Origin of the sequence: Yersinia sp. Marseille-Q5920 (genome assembly GCF_946902935.1) — a bacterium.
In the GTDB taxonomy this organism is placed as follows: Bacteria; Pseudomonadota; Gammaproteobacteria; order Enterobacterales; family Enterobacteriaceae; genus Yersinia; species Yersinia rochesterensis.
This window is the reverse complement of sequence record NZ_CAMPQA010000008.1, coordinates 96,543-118,527: the sequence shown is the minus strand read 5'-3', so window position 1 is coordinate 118,527 and position 21,985 is coordinate 96,543. Positions and strand designations below refer to the sequence as shown.

The following is a 21,985-nucleotide window of genomic DNA, read 5'->3' as shown; positions in this document are numbered from 1 at the left end:
AATCATATTTTTATTATTTCTCGGGTGAGGGATAAAATGGTAATGGGTTTTTTATTAGGGTTTTTGATTTTTTTTTTTTTGATTAGAGTTTAGATGGGGTTTGAATTGTTGGGTCAGGGAACCTGACACCAACAATATACTCACAAAATGAATTAAAAATAATTAACGTAGGAATTCTGGCTGTTGTTTTTCGTAGGCTGAAATATTACTTTCATGCTGTAGTGTCAGGCCAATGCTGTCTAAACCGTTAATCATACAATGACGGCGGAAACTATCAATTTCGAAAGAATAACTTTTTCCACCGGCATTTACCGTCTGGTGCTCTAAATCGACAATAAATTCGATGCCTTCATTTTCTTTAACCAATTGGAATAAAGTATCAATATCCGCTTCATTTAATGTGACCGGCAATAACTGGTTATTAAATGAATTGCCGTAAAAAATATCAGCAAAACTTGGGGCGATAACCACTTTGAAACCGAAATCTGTCAGTGCCCAAGGCGCATGTTCGCGTGATGAGCCGCAGCCGAAGTTTTCGCGGGCTAACAAAATGGTCGCGCCCTGATAGCGCGGTTGGTTCAGCACAAATTCAGGGTTGGGCACTTTGCCAGCATCATCGAGAAAACGCCAGTCGTTAAACAGATGTTGACCAAAACCGGTGCGCGTCACTTTTTGCAAAAACTGTTTCGGGATAATCGCGTCAGTGTCGACGTTTGCCGCATCCAATGGAACGACCAAACCCTTATGTTGAACCAAACCCGTTTGTTGAGCCAAACCAGAGTGTTGAGTAAATTTTGTCATGGTGGTGTCTCCGATTAGTGGGTGGCGGCGGATAAGTCGCGGACATCAGCAAAGTGACCACTGACTGCCGCTGCGGCAGCCATTGCCGGGCTAACCAAATGGGTGCGGCCTCCACGGCCCTGACGCCCTTCAAAATTCCGGTTGCTGGTGGAAGCACAGCGCTCGCCTGGCTCCAGGCGGTCATTATTCATCGCCAAACACATAGAGCAGCCGGGTAAACGCCACTCAAAACCGGCTTCGATAAAGATTTTATCCAAACCTTCTGCTTCGGCCTGCGCTTTCACCGGGCCGGAGCCGGGCACCACAATCGCCTGTACGCCGGTCGCCACTTTGCGCCCTTGCGCCACGGCGGCAGCGGCACGTAAATCTTCAATGCGCGAGTTGGTGCAAGAGCCGATAAAGACTTTATCAATCGCCACTTCGGTCAACTTGATACCAGGGCGCAAGTCCATATAAGCCAAGGCTTTTTCTGCCGAGGCGCGCTCAACCGGATCACTAAAGGATTCCGGTGCCGGGATGATTTCATTCACCGCGATGACTTGGCCCGGATTGGTGCCCCAAGTCACTTGTGGCGCTATCTCGGCAGCATCTAAGGTGACGACAGTATCGAATTTGGCGTCAGCATCAGATTTCAAGCTGCGCCAGTAAGCCACACCTTGCTCCCATTGCTCGCCAGTTGGTGCAAATTGTCGGCCTTTCAGATAGTTAAAAGTGGTGTCGTCCGGTGCAACTAAACCGGCTTTAGCGCCCATTTCAATCGCCATATTGCACAAAGTCATCCGGCCTTCCATGCTCAGCGCTTCAATCGCACTGCCGCAGAATTCCACCACATGGCCAGTACCCCCGGCGCTGCCGGTTTTGCCGATAATTGCCAGCACGATATCTTTAGCGGTAATACCGGGGCCAACATCCCCATTAACTTCAATTTTCATGGTCTTGGCGCGGCCCTGTTTCAGGGTTTGGGTGGCCAACACGTGCTCAACTTCTGAGGTGCCGATACCAAATGCCAATGAGCCAAATGCGCCGTGAGTCGCGGTGTGGGAGTCTCCGCACACAATCGTCATCCCCGGCAGAGTCATTCCTTGCTCTGGGCCAATCACATGCACGATGCCCTGGAATGGGTGATTCAAATCATATAAAGAAACGCCAAATTCAGCACAGTTTTTGATCAACTCTTGCATCTGAATGCGCGCCATTTCGCCGCTGGCATTGATATCTTTGGTTTGCGTCGAAACGTTGTGATCCATGGTGGCAAAGGTCTTACCCGGCTGACGTACCGGGCGGCCCATGGCGCGCAAGCCGTCAAAGGCCTGCGGCGAGGTCACTTCATGCACTAAGTGGCGGTCGATATACAACAGCGGGGTTTCATTTGGCGCTTCGTGCACGATATGCGCATCATACAACTTTTGATATAACGTCTTGTTTTGATATAACGTCTTGCCCATGTTAAACCCCCTCCGCCACAAATTTAGCGATGATATCGCCCATTTCATTGGTGCCGATTGCTTTGCCATCACCGGCTAAATCAGCGGTGCGATAGCCTTGTTCCAATGCTTGATTGATGGCGTTTTCAATCGCGTCAGCCGCGTCGTCTTTACCCAAACTAAAGCGCAACAACAGGGCCAAAGACAGAATTTGCGCAATAGGGTTGGCAATATTTTGGCCCGCGATATCCGGTGCGGAGCCGCCAGCGGGTTCATACAAACCAAAACCTTGCTCATTCAAACTGGCGGACGGCAGCATGCCCATCGAGCCGGTTATCATCGCGCATTCATCGGACAAAATATCGCCAAATAAGTTGGAGCACAGCAACACGTCAAACTGGGATGGATCTTTAATTAACTGCATGGTGGCGTTATCAATATACATATGGGATAACGCAACATCTGGATAATCGGAGGCAATGGCGGTGACCACTTCGCGCCACAGAATTGAACTTTGCAACACATTGGCTTTATCAATAGAGGTCACTTTGCCACGGCGTTTACGTGCAGATTCAAAAGCAATGTGGGCGATGCGTTCAATTTCAAAGCGGTGATAAACTTCAGTATCAAATGCACGTTCGTGCATACCTTGGCCTTCACGACCTTTGGGTTGACCGAAATAGATACCGCCGGTTAATTCACGCACGCACAGAATATCGAAACCTCGAGCAGCAATATCACTGCGCAATGGGCAGAAATCTTCTAAACCTTGATACAAACGCGCAGGGCGTAAGTTGCTGAATAATTTAAAATGTTTGCGCAAGGGTAACAATGCACCGCGCTCAGGTTGTTCCGCTGGTGGCAAATGTTCCCATTTGGGGCCGCCCACGGAGCCAAATAAAATGGCGTCAGCTTGCTCGCACCCGCTCACGGTAGCCGGTGGCAATGGGCTGCCATGACGGTCAATGGCAGCACCGCCCACATCATATTTGCTGGTGGTGATTTTGATGCTGAAGCGCTGGCGCACCGCATCCAATACTTTTTCCGCCTGAGTCATTACTTCAGGGCCAATACCGTCTCCGGGTAAAACGGCAATATGATAAGTCTGAGTCATGTTCACACCATTTCCTGATTATTTTGTTGCAAGCGCTGCTTCTCGATTTCGACCTGATGAGCGCGCCAGATGTTATTTAATACGTGAACCAATGCTTTTGCGGATGACTCGACAATATCTGTTGCCAGGCCCACACCATGGAAACGGCGGCCTTTGTGGTCAACCACGATATCAACCTGACCCAATGCGTCTTTACCCTGACCATTGGCAGACAGTTGATATTTCACCAGTTCAATCGGGTAGTCGGTAATGCGGTTGATGGCCTGGTACACTGCATCGACCGGGCCATTACCGGTGGCCGCTTCTGATTTAACTTCTTCACCACAGACCAATTTTACTGATGCTGTCGCCATCACGCTGGAGCCAGACTGCACACTGAAATAGTCCAAACGGTAATGTTCTGGCTCTTCCTGCTGCTTATTAATGAAAGCCAATGCTTCCAAATCGTAATCAAAAACCTGGCCTTTCTTATCCGCTAATTTCAAAAAAGCGTCATATAAGGAGTCCAAATTATAGTCTTTATCCTGATAACCCATCTCTTCCATACGGTGTTTTACGGCGGCACGACCCGAGCGGGAAGTCAGATTCAACTGCACTTCTTTCAAGCCGATGGACTGCGGGGTCATGATTTCGTAGTTTTCGCGATTTTTCAGCACGCCATCCTGATGAATACCGGATGAGTGGGCAAAAGCATTGCTGCCGACAATGGCTTTATTGGCAGGTATTGGCATGTTGCATAACTTACTGACCAATTGGCTGGTGCGGTAAATTTCTTGATGATTAATATTGGTATGCACGCCTAACATGTTTTCGCGCACTTTAATCGCCATGATCACTTCTTCCAGTGAACAGTTACCTGCGCGCTCGCCCAAACCATTTATAGTCCCTTCGACCTGACGCGCCCCGGCTTGCACCGCGGTAATGGAGTTGGCTACTGACATGCCCAAGTCGTCATGGCAATGGACAGAGATAATGGCTTTATCAATATTTGGCACCCGATTATACAAGTCAGTGATGATTCCACCGAACTGATAAGGCGTGGTGTAGCCGACAGTGTCAGGGATATTGATGGTTGTGGCACCGGCATTGATCGCGGCCTCTACAATGCGGCACAAGTTATCAATGGGGGTGCGCCCCGCATCTTCGCAAGAGAATTCCACATCATTGGTATAGTTGCGGGCGCGTTTTACTGAGTGAACGGCCATCGCCAACACATCGTCAAACGAGCGCTTTAATTTGGATTCAATATGTAAAGTGGAGGTCGCCAAAAACACATGAATTCGGAATGCTTCAGCAATACGCAAAGCTTCAGCAGCAACATCTATATCTTTGTCTACACAGCGTGCCAAGGCGCAAACCCGGCTGTTTTTTACTTGCTGAGCAATGGTGCGGACTGACTCAAAATCGCCAGGAGAGGAAACCGGGAAACCGACTTCCATGACATCGACACCCATTCTTTCCAATGCTAACGCAATTTGCAGCTTTTCTTTAACACTCAAGCTGGCTTGTAATGCTTGTTCACCGTCGCGCAAGGTTGTATCGAAAATAATGACTTGTTGGCTCATGGGTTGTTCCTTGTCGTGTTTACATTTGCGCTTAGCGGGTAAAAAAAAACCCGCGCATTTGCGCGGGCTTGTTAATCTTGATGGCTGAATCAGTTCTGATTTCCGTCCACCAACATACCGCGCAAGTGAGATGCGTTGAGTAGTAGGCCTAGTAGACGGGTTGAGTAGAACATAATTTTTCAGTTTCTCATTAGTTAAAATATTGCGTTGCCTAAATTGATACGTGAATTCTATGGTTGTGTCAACATTTGTTTAAAATGGCGTGTTCAACTGGTTACGAGGATACTGAATTCAGTATGACGGCACAAAAAACTTAAAAATTAATTTTTAAAGATTTTTAATCTAACTATCTAAACTGTGGATTTTGCATTATTTGGCATAATACTCAAAATGCGGGGGATTGTGCTTTTTGTCTATGTGATGAATTGATAGCCTGTTTACTTTCTCTCTGTGGCTCTGATGAGTTGTTTTTCAACTCTGTTCAGGGATAATTAAATTAACAGGTTAATAATTAACCACAAGCAGTCTTATTTTTTATACAGATAGTGAATTTACACAGCAGTTATTTTATCTTAATGTATATCTTTGCTCTTGTTTTTTATACTTCATGACTATTTATATTAATTATAATTAGATTTAGTGAGGTATTTTATGTTTTTTGTGTTTTTCTTAATATAATTAAGAGTTAATAAGTTATAAGTGAAGAATTTATTATTCATTAATGTCATAGTTGTTAATCCTCTCATTTTGTGATGTGAACATGTCAAAAGTTCTATTATTAATATTGATGAGGTATGGCCTTAATATTGACAATTTAGATTGATTTTATTTACCATGCAAAATATTTTGCATATTCTTCTTGTTTATATATTTGTCTATGGGTTTTACTGATCACCAAATGCATTAGGTGTGATTTATATTTTCACACTTATACAAGGATGAGACTCGATTTTACCTCTTAAGGTATTAAAGAGAATATTGGCATTATTAATGATAAGTGTTCAAAGATATTTTGAAACAATAATGAATATCTATGAGATTATTTATTAATCATACCATCTGCATAAAGCTTAGTGGAGTTAAGCATGTTTGAACACAACTTAGGAATCGACAGTCAAGTCACTAAAAAGGAAGGGAGCGACGTCCATTTACGCAGTGTCGACCTCAATCTATTAACTGTTTTCGATGCTGTGATGCAAATGCATAATGTGACACGTGCTGCACAGTCACTGGGGATGTCCCAGCCTGCAGTGAGCAACGCCGTTGCTCGTCTCAAAGTGATGTTTAATGACGAGCTGTTTGTTCGCTATGGCCGAGGTATCCAGCCAACCGCCAGAGCGCGCCAGCTTTTTGGGCCGGTACGACAGGCATTACAATTAGTGCAAAATGAGTTGCCAGGTGCGGGGTTTGAAGCCAAAAGTAGTGGGCGAGTATTTAATTTATCTATTTGTAGCCCTCTGGATATTAGGCTAACCGCACAAATCATACAGCAGGTTAATCAATTAGCACCCGGTGTTCAGCTCATTATTAGATCTTATCTTAATGAGAATATTGAACATCAGTTACGTTATCAAGAAACCGAATTTGTTATCGGTTATACCAAGTTCGAACGCTCCGATTTTCATGATATATCATTATCCTTGGATGAATCCGTTTTGGCAGTGTCTAAAGATCACCCGCGTATTGATAATTCAATCACTCAAGAACAACTTCTTTCTGAATTACATGCGGTGGTGTCCTTAGATAAAGTAGGTTCTTTCAGTGAGCTTTATTATGATTCGACCATCAGTAGCCAAACTATCGCTTATGAAAGCACGGATATGAACAGTGTGCTGAATATTGTCTCTCAAACTAGCCTTGTTGCAATTGCGCCTCGTTGGTTAGTTCAAACATACAGCGAGGCCCTTAATCTGAAACTTATCCCGTTACCGTGGGAGGAAACATGTCGCTCATGTTATCTCACTTGGCATGAATCAACGGATAGAGATAAGGGACATCAATGGATGAAAGAATTACTCGGCCAGCTTAGTATTCCTTCTTAATTATTATCGTTAAGTCCTGCTACTGAAATGGTTTTATTCTCAGTGGCAGGCAAGGGCCACAGCCTAATTTAAAATGAATCTTTTTGTATCCCATCCAGCAAAATATTTTTACCCATCTTGATTCCCTTTCCGTCGTCCTGAATGCTGTATTTTTCGTCAAAATCTATTTCAGCTCACACTTCTGCGCTGAATTTTGTTTGCCATAAGCGATAGAGTGGGTAGACTGCGCGAAAAAAGTGAACGACTGTAAGCTGAAAGCCCATAAGCAAAAGCGGTAGTACACTTTAACAAATGATTTCTCAGCGAGCTGCGATGTTATGACTCAACTATTAGATAAATATCACCTTGTGCGCCGGTTGCGCCAACAAATAAGCCAGAGAGCTGACAAGGTCGCGTTCCGTGAATGGTCGCCAGAAGGCGAAAATCAACTGACCTGGCGGCAGATTGATACTCATGTGACGCGAATTTCAGCGGCTTTGTTGTCTTTGGGTGTTGCAATCCAAGAGCGTGTTGGGATTTTTGCTAATAACAGCATGGCTTGGTCATTAGCCGATTTAGCTATTTTACAAATTCGCGGTGTGAGCGTGCCGTTGTACGCCACCAATACAACCGCTCAAGCTGTTTATGTAATGAATGATGCTGATGTGCGCATTTTATTTGTCGGTGGACAAGCGCAGTTTGATGTCGCAATTACACTCAAGCCGCTATGCCCACAATTGAGCCAAATTGTGGTATTAGACCCCCATGTAGATTTACGTGGCTGTGAATATGCCCAACATTTAGCTGATTTTGAACAGCAGCCAGATGCGGTTCTGCAACATTTATTAACCGCACGTATAGATGGTTGCGATTTAAGTGATTTATTCACATTGATTTATACTTCGGGCACGACCGGCGAGCCGAAAGGGGTGATGCTGGAGTACCGGAATATGGCCGCTCAGCTCTATTTGCATGACCAGCGCTTGACCCTGACACCTGAAGATACCTCTCTTAGTTTCCTGCCGCTGTCTCATGTGTTTGAGCGGGCCTGGAGTTTCTATGTCATGCATACCGGCGCGCAAAATGTGTATATCAGTGACACCAATTGGGTGCGAGCCGCGATGCAGGCAGTAAAACCGACGGTTATGTGTGCGGTTCCGCGCTTCTACGAAAAAGTGTTCAGCGCTATAAATGATAAAGTTGCCTCGGCAAAATGGCATCGCCGGATGTTATTTAACTGGGCGGTTCGGTGCGGCGAGCGCAAATTCCAAGCTTTGCAAAGTGGGCAAACCTCCTCGTGGCTCTCAGAGCAGATGTTTAAGCTGGCGGATCGTCTGGTATTGAGTAAATTGCGCGACCTGCTGGGGGGGAAAGTGCGTTTCTTACCGGCCGCCGGTGCACGGCTGGATGACAATATTATTCTGTTTTTCCAGGCCATTGGCGTCAATATCAAGTACGGCTATGGTATGACAGAAACCTGCGCCACGGTTTCTTGTTGGGAGGATAAAGACTTCCGGTTTGGTTCTATCGGTAAGCCATTACCGGGGATCGAAGTGCGTTTGGGCGCTGAAAATGAAATTCAAGTGCGCGGCCCGGTTGTCATGCGCGGCTATTTCAATAAACCTCAAGAGACCGCAGAATCTCTCACTGAGGATGGTTGGCTCAAAACCGGTGATGCCGGTGCGCTAGATGCTCAGGGGAATTTATTCATCACCGAGCGGCTGAAAGATTTGATGAAAACATCGGGCGGAAAATACATTGCGCCGCAGATGATTGAGGGCACTCTCAATCAGGATCGCTTTATCGAGCAAGTTGCGATTATTGCCGATACCCGCAAATTTGTTTCGGCGCTGATTGTCCCGTGCTTCGAATCGCTGGAAGAATATGCGCATTCGATAAACCTGAAATATCACGACCGGCTCGAACTGTTACGTCATAGTCATATTGTCAGTTTGTTCGAGCAACGGCTGAAAGATATGCAAAAAGAGCTGGCAAAGTTCGAGCAAGTTAAGCGCTTTACTCTGTTGCCGCAGGCTTTCACGATGGAAACAGGTGAATTGACACCTACTATGAAATTACGGCGTAAAATCATTCTCCAGAACTATCAGAATGAAATTGACTCCATGTACCGCGATTAACCCATCCACGTTTTCACTACATTGGCCGGTATTTGTCTGACGATACCGGCCAGTTTTGCTGTTTTTCTAACCAGCCGTTTCTCTTCCCCTCCCTACATGCGTAACAGCGATTATTTTGCTGTAGCCATGGATAAAAATTATCAGCCTGATTTAGTTCTATAATTTGGTGTTAATGCGACGTTAAAAACAAGAATTCCTATCATCATGCAGTGTTTTATTTTCAGAATGAAGTCAAATACAGGGTGTGGCCGACAGAATTGACTTTAGTTGAGAGAATTGTTGTTTGCCTGCCAGAAATTCTGACGTTATGTTAATGAGTTAGTTACGTTAATAAATATCCCAATACTTATAAGCAAAGAATAACAAGCAAAGAATAGGAATACGGGGCGTTGTGCCTCTCCTACCGGGTTTCGTGGAAATGATTTCCCGTTATCCAATGAGCAAACTAAGCCTGGAGGCAAAACCCATGGAGATGTTGTCAGGAGCCGAGATGGTTGTCCGATCGTTAATCGATCAGGGCGTTAAGCATGTATTCGGTTATCCCGGCGGGGCCGTACTTGATATCTACGATGCCCTGCACACGGTCGGAGGCATCGATCACGTGCTGGTGCGCCACGAACAAGGTGCGGTTCACATGGCCGATGGTTATGCACGAGCTACGGGCGAGGTTGGTGTGGTGCTGGTGACGTCCGGCCCCGGTGCAACCAATGCGATTACCGGTATTGCGACGGCGTATATGGATTCAGTGCCGATGGTGGTGCTTTCTGGTCAGGTACCTAGCTCACTGATTGGCTATGATGCTTTCCAGGAGTGTGACATGGTTGGGATCTCCCGCCCGGTGGTCAAACACAGCTTCCTGGTCAAGCGCACCGAAGATATTCCAACTGTATTGAAAAAAGCATTTTATCTGGCGTCGACAGGCCGTCCTGGGCCGGTAGTCATTGATCTGCCAAAGGATATTGTTGGCCCAGCAGTCAAAATGCCTTATGCCTATCCAGAGCAGGTCAGCTTGCGCTCTTATAATCCGACGGTGCAAGGTCATCGCGGGCAGATTAAACGCGCGCTGCAAACTATTCTGGCGGCTAAAAGGCCGATTATGTATGTCGGGGGCGGGGCGATTAACTCGGCTTGCCACCAAGAGCTACTGACATTCGCTGAGAAGCTGAATTTACCGGTCACCAGTTCTCTGATGGGGCTGGGGAGCTTCCCTGGGACTCATCGCCAAAGTGTCGGCATGTTGGGGATGCATGGGACGTTTGAGGCCAATATGGCCATGCACAATACTGATCTGATTTTTGCTGTGGGCGTGCGCTTTGATGACCGCACCACCAATAATCTGGCGAAATATTGCCCGAATGCGACTGTGGTACACATTGATATCGACCCAACATCTATATCAAAAACTGTGGAAGCTGATATCCCGATTGTCGGCGATGCCAAACAAGTTTTGACGCAAATGCTGGACTTATTGCCGCAGATTGATTGCGCACAAGATTTCGATAGTTTGCGTGATTGGTGGCAATCCATTGAACAATGGCGTGCCCGTGATTGTCTTGGCTACGATAAAAAGAGTGGCAAAATTAAACCGCAGGCGGTGATTGAAGCACTGCATCGCCTGACCAAGGGTGACGCTTATGTCACGTCAGATGTCGGCCAACATCAAATGTTCGCTGCACTTTACTATCCTTTTGATAAACCACGCCATTGGATCAACTCCGGCGGTTTGGGCACCATGGGCTTTGGTCTGCCCGCAGCCCTTGGGGTGAAACTGGCTTTACCTAATGAAACCGTGGTGTGTGTTACCGGTGATGGCAGTATCCAAATGAATATTCAGGAATTATCTACTGCGCTGCAATACAACTTGCCAGTGTTGGTTTTGAACCTGAATAACCGCTATCTCGGCATGGTGAAACAATGGCAGGATATGATTTATTCTGGCCGACATTCACAGTCTTACATGGATTCTCTGCCTGATTTCGTCAAATTGGCGGAAGCTTATGGTCATATTGGTGTTTCCATTCGGACACCGGATGAGTTGGAAAGCAAACTGGCCGATGCTTTGACACAATTATCCAAGACTGAACGTCTGGTATTTGTGGATGTGACTGTCGATGAAACAGAGCATGTTTACCCAATGCAGATTCGCGGTGGTGGCATGGACGAAATGTGGCTTAGTAAAACGGAGAGGACATAATTATGCGCCGCCGGATTTTATCAGTTCTGCTGGAAAACGAATCAGGTGCCCTATCAAGAGTGGTCGGCCTGTTTTCTCAGCGCGGTTATAACATTGAAAGTTTGACGGTTGCGCCGACCGATGACCCGACACTGTCCAGAATGACCATCCAAACTGTGGGTGATGCTAAAGTTCTGGAACAAATTGAAAAACAGCTACATAAGCTGGTGGATGTCTTGCGGGTTAGCGAGCTGGTTTCGGGGTCACATGTTGAGCGCGAAATCATGCTGGTAAAATTACAAGCCAGTGGTTATGGGCGTGAAGAAGTGAAGCGTTGCGCTGAAATCTTCCGTGGGCAAATTGTCGATGTTACCGCCACGCTTTATACCGTGCAGCTTGCGGGTACCAGCGACAAACTGGATGCATTTTTGAATGCCGTGCGCGAAGTGGCCGAAATTGTTGAAGTGGCTCGCTCCGGTATTGTCGGTGTCTCCCGTGGTGACAAGATAATGCGTTAATCATGGTGATTAATACTGACTAATCTCCGATTATCAGGCTCAGCAGGTATGCTGAGCTTTTTTTTTCTTATTTTTTAACCTGGATAGCGTTATATAGCAGTGAAAGCGGTTGCTCAATAGTGAGTTCTGCGGTTAGATCATATCCATGGTCAAATTATGTCTATAGACATCTTAGTCTAACCGACGACATCACTTTACAGGGTTTATAAGGGGTCAATGTGAAACTGGATGAAATCGCGCGCCTTGCGGGTGTTTCGCGCACTACGGCCAGTTATGTCATTAATGGCAAAGCGAAACAGTACCGGGTCAGCGATAAAACAGTAGACAAAGTTATGGCGGTTGTCAGGGAACATAACTATCACCCAAATGCTGTTGCGGCAGGATTGCGCGCGGGCAGAACCCGTTCTATTGGTTTGGTTATCCCGGATCTGGAGAATACCAGCTACACCCGTATCGCTAATTATTTGGAGCGACAGGCTCGCCAGCGAGGTTATCAACTGCTGATCGCTTGTTCTGAAGATCAACCCGATAATGAAATGCGCTGTATCGAGCACTTGTTACAGCGCCAGGTTGACGCCATCATTGTTTCAACCGCCTTGCCGCCGGAGCACCCGTTTTATCAGCGTTGGGCAAATGATCCATTACCGATAATCGCACTGGATCGTGCACTTGATCGGGAACATTTCATCAGCGTCGTCGGTGCAGATCAAGAAGATGCGCAAATGTTGGCGCAAGAGCTGCGTTCTTTCCCTGCGGAGTCCGTTTTGTATCTGGGCGCACTGCCAGAACTATCCGTCAGCTTCTTGCGGGAGATGGGGTTCCGTGAGGCGTGGAAAGATGATCCGCGCAAGGTTGATTTCCTGTATGCCAATAGCTACGAGCGCGATGCTGCGGGGGTGCTGTTCGCTGAATGGTTGAAGACCCATCCAATGCCACAGGCATTGTTTACCACCTCGTTCCAGCTGTTACAGGGCGTTATGGATGTCACTTTAAAACAAAGTGGCCGTCTGCCAGCTAATCTGGCGATTGCTACTTTTGGTGATAATGAGCTGTTGGATTTCCTCGAATGCCCAGTATTGGCGGTGGCACAGCGTCACCGTGATGTTGCCGAGCGTGTATTGGAATTGGTATTAGCCAGCTTAGATGAGCCTCATAAGCCAAAACCGGGGTTAACCCGCATTCGCCGCAACCTGTTCCGCCGCGGCAGTTTAAGCCGCAAATAACTGAGTAATAAACATTTCGATTAGGACGCTTAATACCCAATAGATTTTATGGTGCAGGAAGGCGGCAAGCAAGAAAACCCCGATGAGCTTACATCAGTAAGTGATTCGGGTGAACGAGCGTAGCCAACACACCTGCAACTTAAAAGATGACGGGTATTCAAACATAGCCTGCGACACGGAATAACCTGCGGCAATACTCCAAAAAGTAGCCATAAGCCACACCCATTGCCATTGAAACCAAGGCGTTACTTGTTACCGCTGTGGTGATTTGCTCTAAATCAGCTCCGACTGACCATAGAATCATGGCATAAACCGGTGACTGGAAGCTGACATAGGCCAGTAAGTCGGCCAGACTTTTCGCCCAAAAATGCTCTCCAGCATGACAACGCGCAAAACGGATGAAAGCATCCCGATATACGCCGTAGGGCCAGGCAATAAGAATGTTGACGGGAATTGAGACCAGCCGGGAAGAGAGAGACTGCTGGAAGGTCATCCCCGAGATCACTATTTCAATTATCATGCCGATGACAAAACAATACACCACGAGTGCAAAAGTATCGGCTGCTGCACTACGCAGACGGGACCCAGTTGAAAACATTGTCATTAACTCCCTAATTGGGGGAAAAATCTGCCAGAATGGTAAATGTTGAAATTAATAGCAGATTTTATATATTGCTCATCATGTAAATTGCAGGTGATTATATTGTCATTTTGCTTTTTGTGTAGTTTACAGTGCTATTGTTGGTAATATAACCAGCTTAAAATTTTTATTTTTAACATTTGACTGGTTTTTATACTTTGTACTGTGAGGAATTGGACTTTTCGTGGTTTTTTAAACGGCGAGATACGTGTTTTTTGTTTAAAAACATATGGTTAACAATTTCATTGATTGGGAGGGAAACGCCGGGTAGCAAAAGGTAAATTTAAAATAATCAGAATAAAAAAATTAATTTACAGTTTTTTCCTAATTTAAGATTTATCTGTCTGAAGGTATTCATATTTCATCAATACCTAAAAATAGGCGCTAATAATTTATTTCAAAATAGATTAATTCTTATTGGTTAATTGAAGTAAAATGTCTGCCCGTTAACACTTGTTGTTATCAAGGGTATTATTGTATTGCTGTCTATTCTGCAGTTGGCTTCTCTGCTTTTTCTCAGGAAACACCAGTAGCCGCGGGTTTTGTGCTCAAACTGTATAATTTCAAGCCGTACGATTTTTAGCCTAAAAATGAGACATTCCTTGCAGAAGGAAATAATGCGTCAATTAATTGACAATTTATTATTTATTTAAGTTGCCGGAATTACTGGCGGAAAAATAGCCCGTTTATCATGACGTTAATTTCTATTTCAACCGCGAAAATAGCCCCTTATACGAGATATATCTCAAAAACGACCCATAAATATTGTTAAAGCGCATCCGCTCTGGCTTGACAAGGTTTTCATACCATCCGTAAACTCTTTAATGTGGGGATTTGTGGGGTAATGTGGTGAATTGGGTCATGAAGGGGTAACTCAGTCATGTTTCGTGGGGCAACGATGGTTAACCTCGACAGCAAAGGGCGGCTTGCCGTACCTACCCGTTATCGGGATTTGCTGAATGAGGAATCGCAAGGCCAGATGGTCTGTACCATAGACCTTCACCAACCATGCCTGTTGCTTTATACCCTCCCTGCATGGGAAATCATTGAACAAAAATTATCTCGTCTGTCGAGCATGAACCCAACTGAACGTCGAGTTCAGCGTTTGCTGTTAGGGCATGCCAGTGAATGTCAGATGGACGGAGCTGGGCGGTTACTGATTGCAGGAACATTGCGTCAGCACGCCGGGCTGAATAAAGAAGTGATGCTGGTTGGGCAGTTCAATAAGTTTGAACTGTGGGATGAACAGACCTGGTATCAACAAGTCAAGGATGACATCGACGCAGAACAGTCGACTCAGGAACCTCTTTCTGAGCGGCTACAGGACTTATCGCTATAAGCATGGTAGATAACAACAAAACTGTAGATAACAACTACAAGCATACAAGCGTATTACTGGATGAGGCGGTGAATGGCCTGAACATCCGTGATAACGGCATCTATATTGACGGAACTTTTGGCCGTGGTGGCCACTCGCGCCTGATTTTGTCCCAACTTGGGCCAGAAGGGCGTCTGATAGCAATTGATCGTGACCCACAAGCTATTGAAGCGGCAAAATCGATTACCGACCCCCGTTTTTCTATCGTGCACGGCCCGTTTTCTGATTTGGCCCATTATGTGCGGGAATTGGATTTAGTCGGCCGTATCGACGGTGTATTGCTGGACTTGGGCGTTTCTTCCCCCCAATTAGATGATCCAGAGCGCGGTTTCTCTTTCATGCGTGACGGGCCGTTAGACATGCGGATGGACCCAACTCGTGGGTTATCAGCGGCTGACTGGTTGATGAAAGCCGGTGCTGACGATATTGCTTGGGTGTTGAAAACCTTTGGTGAAGAGCGTTTTGCCAAGCGCTTAGCCAAGGCCATTGTTGAGCGTAACCTCACGCAGCCAATGACTCGCACCAAAGAGCTGGCTGATTTGATCGCTAATGCCAGCCCATTCCGCGAAAAGCATAAGCATCCAGCAACCCGCAGCTTCCAAGCTATCCGTATCTATATCAACAGTGAATTGGAAGAGATAGAGCGCGCATTGGATGGGGCGCTTGAAGTGCTAGCACCTGAAGGCCGCTTGTCCGTCATTAGCTTCCATTCTCTGGAAGACCGTATTGTGAAAAACTTTATCCGTCATCACAGCCGTGGGCCACAAGTGCCGGCGGGACTGCCATTGACGGAAGCACAGTTGCGCAGCATGGGTGGGCGCACCTTGAAATCCGCTGGCAAAATGATGCCTCCGGATGCCGAAGTGGCTGAAAACCCACGGGCGCGCAGCTCGGTATTACGTTTTGCCGAGAGGATTAAAGAGTGATAGGCAACGAACGCCACGGTTTAGTTGGGGTCATCGGCGGTGATTTAATCCGCAATGCGAAGATTCCATTAATTTTACTGATCGCGGTGTTAGTGTCTGCTGTTTTGGTTGTGACCACCGCCCACCGTACGCGCTTGCTCACTGCTGAGCGCGAGCAACTGGTGCTGGAGCGGGATGCGCTGGATATTGAGTGGCGTAACCTGATTCTGGAAGAGAATGCATTGGGTGATCACAGCCGAGTTGAAAGTATTGCGATTGACAAGCTTAAAATGCAACACGTTGATCCATCACAAGAAAACATTGTGGTTCAGTAATGGTTTTTTCCAATAAATAAAGGAATTTGTCGCCACCATGACTCTGAGTAGCCAAGGTAACGCATGAAAGCAGCGCGCCCCGGGAAGTTAAAGCGCCAGGAAGAACAAGCCAGCTTTATAAGCTGGCGTTTTGCGTTGTTGTGCGGCTGTATTTTGCTGGCATTAGTCGGCCTGATGTTGCGTACCGCTTATCTGCAAGTCATTAACCCCGATAAGTTGGTGCGCGAGGGCGACATGCGCTCATTGCGGGTACAGGAAGTTCCAACCGCCCGAGGGATGATAAGTGACCGCTCTGGCCGCCCATTGGCCGTTAGTGTCCCGGTTAACGCGGTTTGGGCGGATCCGAAAGAGTTAACCGAGCGCGGTGGCATTACGCTAGATACGCGCTGGAAAGCGTTGTCTGATGCGCTGGAAATCCCACTAGACCAACTGGCGACCCGCATTAATGCTAACCCGAAAGGGCGCTTTGTTTATCTGGCTCGTCAGGTTAATCCGGCGATTGGCGACTACATCCATAAGCTGAAATTACCCGGTATCTATTTGCGTCAAGAATCGCGCCGTTACTATCCAGCAGGCCAGGTGATGGCGCATATCATCGGTGTGACTAACATTGATAGCCAAGGTATTGAAGGCGTAGAGAAAAGTTTTGACCGGTGGCTCACCGGGCAGCCTGGCGAGCGTACCGTCCGTAAAGACCGCTATGGCCGGGTCATTGAGGATATTTCCTCTGTGGATAGCCAGGCGGCGCACAATCTGGTGTTGAGTGTTGATGAGCGCTTGCAGGCGCTGGTCTACCGCGAGCTGAATAATGCAGTGGCATTCAACAAAGCAGAGTCTGGTACCGCAGTGCTGGTGGATGTCAACACCGGCGAAGTGTTGGCGATGGCGAACAGCCCATCCTACAACCCAAATAACCTGACCGGTACGCCGAAAGATGCCATGCGTAACCGGGCAATAACCGATATTTTTGAACCCGGCTCGACAGTTAAGCCAATGGTAGTCATGACGGCATTGCAGCACGGCGTAGTGAAAGAAAATAGCGTGCTCAACACCTTGCCGTACTTTGTTAACGGTCACCAGATTAAAGACGTGGCCCGTTACGCAGAGCTATCCGTGACCGGGATCTTGCAGAAGTCGAGTAACGTCGGTGTTTCTAAACTGGCGTTAGCGATGCCATCCTCAGCTTTGGTAGATACTTACTCAAAGTTTGGGTTTGGGAAAGCGACCAATTTGGGGTTGGTCGGAGAAAGCAGTGGCTTATATCCTAAAAAACAACGGTGGTCTGACATAGAGAGGGCCACCTTCTCTTTCGGCTACGGGCTAATGGTAACGCCGTTACAACTAGCGCGAGTCTATGCAACCATCGGCAGCATGGGGGTTTATCGCCCACTGTCGATTACCAAAGTTGATCCGCCAGTGGCGGGTGAGCGTATCTTCCCTGAACCGCTGGTGCGTACCGTGGTTCATATGATGGAAAGCGTGGCACTACCTGGCGGCGGCGGCACTAAAGCCGCCATTAAAGGCTACCGTATCGCGATTAAAACCGGTACTGCCAAGAAAGTCGGCCCAGATGGTAAGTATATGGACCGATATCTCGCTTACACCGCTGGCGTTGCGCCCGCGAGTAACCCTAGATTTGCTCTGGTTGTGGTCATCAATGACCCGCAGGCAGGGAAATATTACGGTGGTGCGGTTTCTGCACCGGTGTTCGGTGCCATCATGGGCGGTGTCTTGCGAACCATGAACATTGAGCCAGATGCATTACCCACTGGTGATAAAAGCGAATTAGTGACTAATACAAAAGAGGGTTCAGGTGGCAGATCGTAACTTGCGCGACTTACTCGCTCCTTGGGGGCTAGACGTCCCGGAGCGTGCGCTACGGGAAATGACATTAGACAGCCGAGTTGCCGCTGCCGGGGATTTGTTTGTCGCCGTTGTCGGCCATCAGACGGACGGGCGTCGCTATATCCCGCAAGCTATCGCCCAAGGTGTGGCGGCGGTGGTCGCGGAAGCCGACGGTGTGGCACCGGATGCCAGTATGGTCGAGATGCATGGCGTTCCTGTTATTTATCTGCGTGATTTGAATCAGCACTTATCTAAGCTGGCGGGGCAATTTTACCATCAGCCGGGTGCCGCATTACGTTTGGTCGGTGTGACCGGAACCAACGGCAAAACCACGACCACCCAATTGTTGGCGCAATGGGCCCAGATATTGGGCGAAACCAGTGCGGTGATGGGGACGGTTGGCAATGGTCTGTTAGGGCAAGTTATCCCCACTGAAAATACCACCGGCTCAGCGGTTGATATCCAGCATTTATTGCGCAACCTGGTGGAGCAAGGGGCGACTTTCGCCGCGATGGAGGTCTCTTCCCACGGTTTGATTCAAAACCGCGTAGCCGCATTGCCATTTGCTGCCGCAGTGTTCACTAACTTAAGCCGCGATCATCTGGATTACCACGGCAATATGGCGAGTTACGAAGCGGCCAAATGGCTGCTGTTCTCCACCCATCAATCCGAACACAAAATTATTAATGCTGATGACGAAGTCGGTCGCCGCTGGTTAGGGCAGTTGCCGCAAGCTGTCGCCGTCAGTATGGAAAACAATGTTCCTGCGGGCTGGAATGGCCCATGGTTGTCTGCCACTCAGGTTCAGTATCACGATAACGGCGCGAGCATCGCTTTTGATTCAAGCTGGGGCGTAGGCCAGTTAGAAAGCCGTCTGATGGGGGCATTTAACGTCAGTAACCTGCTGGTGGCGCTGTCAACGCTGCTCTCACTGGGTTATCCGTTAGCAGAATTATTAGCCGCAGCGCCTAATTTGCAACCGGTGTGCGGGCGGATGGAAGTATTTAACGCGCCAGGCAAACCGACGGTGGTGGTGGATTATGCCCACACGCCGGATGCATTGGAAAAAGCACTGGCGGCAGCCCGTTTGCATTGTAAAGGCCAACTGTGGTGTGTGTTCGGCTGCGGTGGCGATCGTGACAAAGGTAAGCGCCCACTTATGGGCGGTATTGCGGAGCAGCTTGCGGATAGAGTGGTCGTCACTGATGATAACCCGCGCAGTGAAGAGCCGCAGGCGATTGTCGCGGATATCCTCAGCGGTTTGCTGGATGCCGGACATGCGCAATCCATCCATGGCCGTGCTGAAGCGGTCACCAGCGCCATTATGCAAGCTAAAGCCGATGATGTAGTGCTGATCGCTGGCAAAGGACATGAAGATTATCAATTAGTTGGCAATCGCCGTCTGGACTACTCCGACCGTGTCACTGTCGCGCGCTTGTTGGGGGTGGTGGCATGATTAAGGTCTCACTGCATTTTCTGTCCACGCTGCTTAACGCTGAACTTATTGTCAGTGATAAACAGGGTGAAAACGTCGAGATAACCGAAGTGACCATTGATACCCGTCAGGTCACGCCGGGGTGTCTGTTTGTGGCGCTGAAAGGCGAACGTTTTGATGGACATGATTTTGCAGAAGATGCTGTTACCGCTGGTGCCGGAGCTTTGCTGGTAAGTAAACGCTTACTGGTGGGCGCGCCGCAATTAGTGGTTAAAGATACTCGCCTGGCTTTGGGGCAGCTTGCTGCCTGGGTTCGTGAACACGTTCCTGCCCGCGTGGTGGCGTTAACGGGGTCATCGGGTAAAACCTCGGTAAAAGAGATGGTTGCGGCCATTTTACGCCAATGCGGTAAGGTGCTGTATACCGCCGGTAACTTCAATAATGATATCGGCGTGCCGTTGACCTTGCTGCGTCTGACCCCCGAGTATGATTTTGCTGTCATTGAGCTTGGCGCTAATCATATCGGTGAAATTGCTTACACCGCCGATTTAAGCCGCCCAGAAAGTGCTTTGGTGAATAATTTAGCCGCCGCCCATTTGGAAGGTTTCGGCTCTCTGGCGGGTGTGGCGCAAGCTAAAGGGGAGATTTTTGCTGGGTTGCCTGCGAATGGCACTGCAATTATCAATGCTGACAGCAATGATTGGCCGCACTGGCAGGAAACTCTGCATAACAAACGGGTCTGGCGTTTTTCGCCTCATGGCGCAGAAGATATCGATTTTTTTGCCAGTGACGTGCGTATTACACCGAAAACGACCTATTTCACTTTGCATTCTCCCCTCGGTACTGTGGCTATCGAGTTACCGCTACCGGGGCGGCATAACATTGCCAATGCGTTGGCCGCCGCGGCATTAGCCATGTCGGTTGGCGCGGACTTAGCCGCCGTTCACGAAGGGCTGACACAGCTACAGGCCGTGCCGGGCCGCTTATTCCCCATAGAACTTGCCGCGGGTAAGTTGCTATTGGATGACAGCTACAACGCCAATGTCGGCTCCATGACCGCGGCTGCTCAAGTGCTGGCTGAAATGCCGGGCTACCGGGTGATGGTGGTCGGTGATATGGGCGAGTTGGGTGAAACCGCTGTCGATTGCCACCGTCAGGTTGGCGAAGCCGCGAAACAGGCGGGTGTCGATAAAGTGCTGAGTGTGGGCGTATTAAGCCAGGCGCTGAGTGACGCGAGTGAGTGTGGCGAGCATTTTCAGAATAAGGACACATTGGCAGCCCGAGTCAGTGAATTGCTGCTCGAACATCCGGTTATCACTGTTTTAATTAAAGGTTCACGTAGCGCCGCCATGGAAAATGTCGTGCGTGCGTTACAGGAGAAAGCATCATGTTAGTTTGGCTGGCTGAATACTTAGTAAAATTTTACTCGGGCTTTAACGTCTTTTCCTATTTGACGTTCCGCGCCATTGTCAGTCTGTTGACTGCATTATTTATCTCATTGTGGATGGGGCCGCACCTGATTGCCTATCTACAGAAGTTGCAAATTGGTCAGGTGGTGCGTAATGACGGGCCAGAGTCACATTTCAGCAAGCGCGGCACCCCCACCATGGGCGGGCTGTTGATCCTGTTCTCCATCACTATTTCGGTGCTGATGTGGGCTTATCCGTCTAACCCGTATGTCTGGTGTGTGCTGTTCATTCTTATTGGTTATGGGATTGTCGGTTTTATTGATGATTACCGCAAAGTGGTACGCAAAAACACCAAGGGCTTGATTGCCCGATGGAAATACTTCTGGCAGTCAATCATTGCGCTGGCTGCGGCTTTCACCATGTACAGCATCGGCAAAGATACGTCGGCCACCGAGTTGGTGGTGCCATTCTTTAAAGATGTCATGCCACAGCTTGGCCTGTTGTACATCCTGCTAGCTTATTTCGTGATTGTCGGCACCAGCAATGCAGTCAACCTGACCGATGGGTTGGATGGCTTGGCGATTATGCCAACAGTGTTTGTTGCCGCGGGTTTTGCATTGGTTGCCTGGGCGACCGGTAACATGAATTTCGCTGCATATCTGCATATTCCTTATCTGCGCCATGCCGGTGAGCTGGTGATTGTCTGCACCGCGATTGTCGGAGCCGGGCTGGGCTTTTTGTGGTTTAACACTTATCCGGCGCAAGTGTTTATGGGCGATGTCGGCTCCCTGGCATTGGGCGGCGCGCTGGGCACCATCGCGGTATTGCTGCGCCAAGAGTTCTTATTAGTGATTATGGGCGGGGTGTTCGTGGTTGAAACGCTGTCGGTCATCTTGCAAGTCGGTTCCTTTAAGTTACGTGGGCAGCGGATTTTCCGTATGGCCCCGATTCATCATCATTACGAACTTAAAGGCTGGCCGGAACCACGGGTGATCGTGCGCTTCTGGATTATTTCGCTGATGCTGGTGCTGATTGGCCTGGCGACGCTGAAGGTGCGGTAA

General features: G+C 48.2%; 17 protein-coding genes. 12 read left to right on the top strand and 5 right to left on the bottom strand.

All coding sequences use genetic code 11. From position 1 onward, the window contains the following. Window positions 1–162 precede the first annotated feature (162 nt). The 4 genes from leuD to leuA are packed head-to-tail and all read right to left on the bottom strand — an operon-like array spanning window position 163 to window position 4,904. On the bottom strand, window positions 163–801 hold the full coding sequence (leuD, locus tag OVO64_RS13175; RefSeq protein ID WP_038636333.1) for a 3-isopropylmalate dehydratase small subunit: 639 nt from the start codon (window positions 799–801) through the stop codon (window positions 163–165). A gap of 14 nt (window positions 802–815) precedes the next feature. After that, entirely contained in the window at window positions 816–2,246 is a 1,431-nt protein-coding gene (gene leuC, locus OVO64_RS13170; protein ID WP_050113688.1) for a 3-isopropylmalate dehydratase large subunit, read from the bottom strand. A gap of 1 nt (window position 2,247) precedes the next feature. Further along, window positions 2,248–3,339 carry a 3-isopropylmalate dehydrogenase gene (gene leuB, locus OVO64_RS13165; RefSeq protein WP_038636327.1) on the bottom strand — a complete coding sequence of 364 codons (1,092 nt, stop codon included), beginning with the start codon at window positions 3,337–3,339 and terminating at the stop codon, window positions 2,248–2,250. A gap of 2 nt (window positions 3,340–3,341) precedes the next feature. Next, complete coding sequence (leuA, locus tag OVO64_RS13160; protein WP_004388981.1) at window positions 3,342–4,904, bottom strand: 2-isopropylmalate synthase; 1,563 nt, start codon at window positions 4,902–4,904, stop codon at window positions 3,342–3,344. A 1,085-nt stretch (window positions 4,905–5,989) separates the two neighbouring features. On the opposite strand from leuA, the gene leuO reads away from it, so the two are divergent. From leuO to cra, 5 genes are all read left to right on the top strand, one after another. Further along, window positions 5,990–6,946, top strand: a complete 957-nt coding sequence (leuO, locus tag OVO64_RS13155) for a transcriptional regulator LeuO (protein WP_038636324.1) — start codon at window positions 5,990–5,992, stop codon at window positions 6,944–6,946. 317 nt (window positions 6,947–7,263) lie between these two features. Continuing rightward, a complete protein-coding gene (locus tag OVO64_RS13150; RefSeq protein ID WP_038636322.1) occupies window positions 7,264–9,063 on the top strand; it encodes an AMP-dependent synthetase/ligase in 1,800 nt (599 codons plus the stop codon). A 466-nt stretch (window positions 9,064–9,529) separates the two neighbouring features. Next, entirely contained in the window at window positions 9,530–11,257 is a 1,728-nt protein-coding gene (gene ilvI / locus OVO64_RS13145; RefSeq protein WP_038636319.1) for an acetolactate synthase 3 large subunit, read from the top strand. A gap of 2 nt (window positions 11,258–11,259) precedes the next feature. Continuing rightward, on the top strand, window positions 11,260–11,754 hold the full coding sequence (ilvN, locus tag OVO64_RS13140) for an acetolactate synthase small subunit (protein ID WP_004388986.1): 495 nt from the start codon (window positions 11,260–11,262) through the stop codon (window positions 11,752–11,754). Between the two features lie 218 nt (window positions 11,755–11,972). Beyond that, complete coding sequence (gene cra / locus OVO64_RS13135; protein ID WP_004388987.1) at window positions 11,973–12,977, top strand: catabolite repressor/activator; 1,005 nt, start codon at window positions 11,973–11,975, stop codon at window positions 12,975–12,977. Window positions 12,978–13,134: 157 nt separating this feature from the next. Here the strand turns inward: cra and OVO64_RS13130 are convergent, their stop codons facing one another. After that, window positions 13,135–13,575, bottom strand: coding sequence for an L-alanine exporter AlaE (locus OVO64_RS13130; RefSeq protein ID WP_004388988.1), 441 nt, complete (start codon window positions 13,573–13,575; stop codon window positions 13,135–13,137). A gap of 922 nt (window positions 13,576–14,497) precedes the next feature. On the opposite strand from OVO64_RS13130, the gene mraZ reads away from it, so the two are divergent. The 7 genes from mraZ (at window position 14,498) to mraY (ending at window position 21,985) form a co-directional block, all read left to right on the top strand. Continuing rightward, on the top strand, window positions 14,498–14,956 hold the full coding sequence (gene mraZ, locus OVO64_RS13125) for a division/cell wall cluster transcriptional repressor MraZ (RefSeq protein WP_004388989.1): 459 nt from the start codon (window positions 14,498–14,500) through the stop codon (window positions 14,954–14,956). A gap of 2 nt (window positions 14,957–14,958) precedes the next feature. Beyond that, on the top strand, window positions 14,959–15,921 hold the full coding sequence (gene rsmH, locus OVO64_RS13120) for a 16S rRNA (cytosine(1402)-N(4))-methyltransferase RsmH (protein WP_038636306.1): 963 nt from the start codon (window positions 14,959–14,961) through the stop codon (window positions 15,919–15,921). Then, window positions 15,918–16,235: a cell division protein FtsL gene (ftsL, locus tag OVO64_RS13115; protein WP_032819138.1), complete on the top strand. Its 318-nt coding sequence runs from the start codon at window positions 15,918–15,920 to the stop codon at window positions 16,233–16,235. The genes rsmH and ftsL overlap by 4 nt, the downstream gene beginning before the upstream one ends. A gap of 63 nt (window positions 16,236–16,298) precedes the next feature. Further along, window positions 16,299–18,062, top strand: a complete 1,764-nt coding sequence (locus tag OVO64_RS13110; protein ID WP_038636303.1) for a peptidoglycan glycosyltransferase FtsI — start codon at window positions 16,299–16,301, stop codon at window positions 18,060–18,062. Next, window positions 18,049–19,536, top strand: coding sequence for a UDP-N-acetylmuramoyl-L-alanyl-D-glutamate--2,6-diaminopimelate ligase (gene murE, locus OVO64_RS13105; protein WP_267248820.1), 1,488 nt, complete (start codon window positions 18,049–18,051; stop codon window positions 19,534–19,536). The genes OVO64_RS13110 and murE overlap by 14 nt, the downstream gene beginning before the upstream one ends. Then, a complete protein-coding gene (murF, locus tag OVO64_RS13100; protein ID WP_038636297.1) occupies window positions 19,533–20,909 on the top strand; it encodes a UDP-N-acetylmuramoyl-tripeptide--D-alanyl-D-alanine ligase in 1,377 nt (458 codons plus the stop codon). Before murE ends, murF begins: the two co-directional genes overlap by 4 nt. Continuing rightward, entirely contained in the window at window positions 20,903–21,985 is a 1,083-nt protein-coding gene (gene mraY, locus OVO64_RS13095; RefSeq protein ID WP_050291600.1) for a phospho-N-acetylmuramoyl-pentapeptide-transferase, read from the top strand. The genes murF and mraY overlap by 7 nt, the downstream gene beginning before the upstream one ends.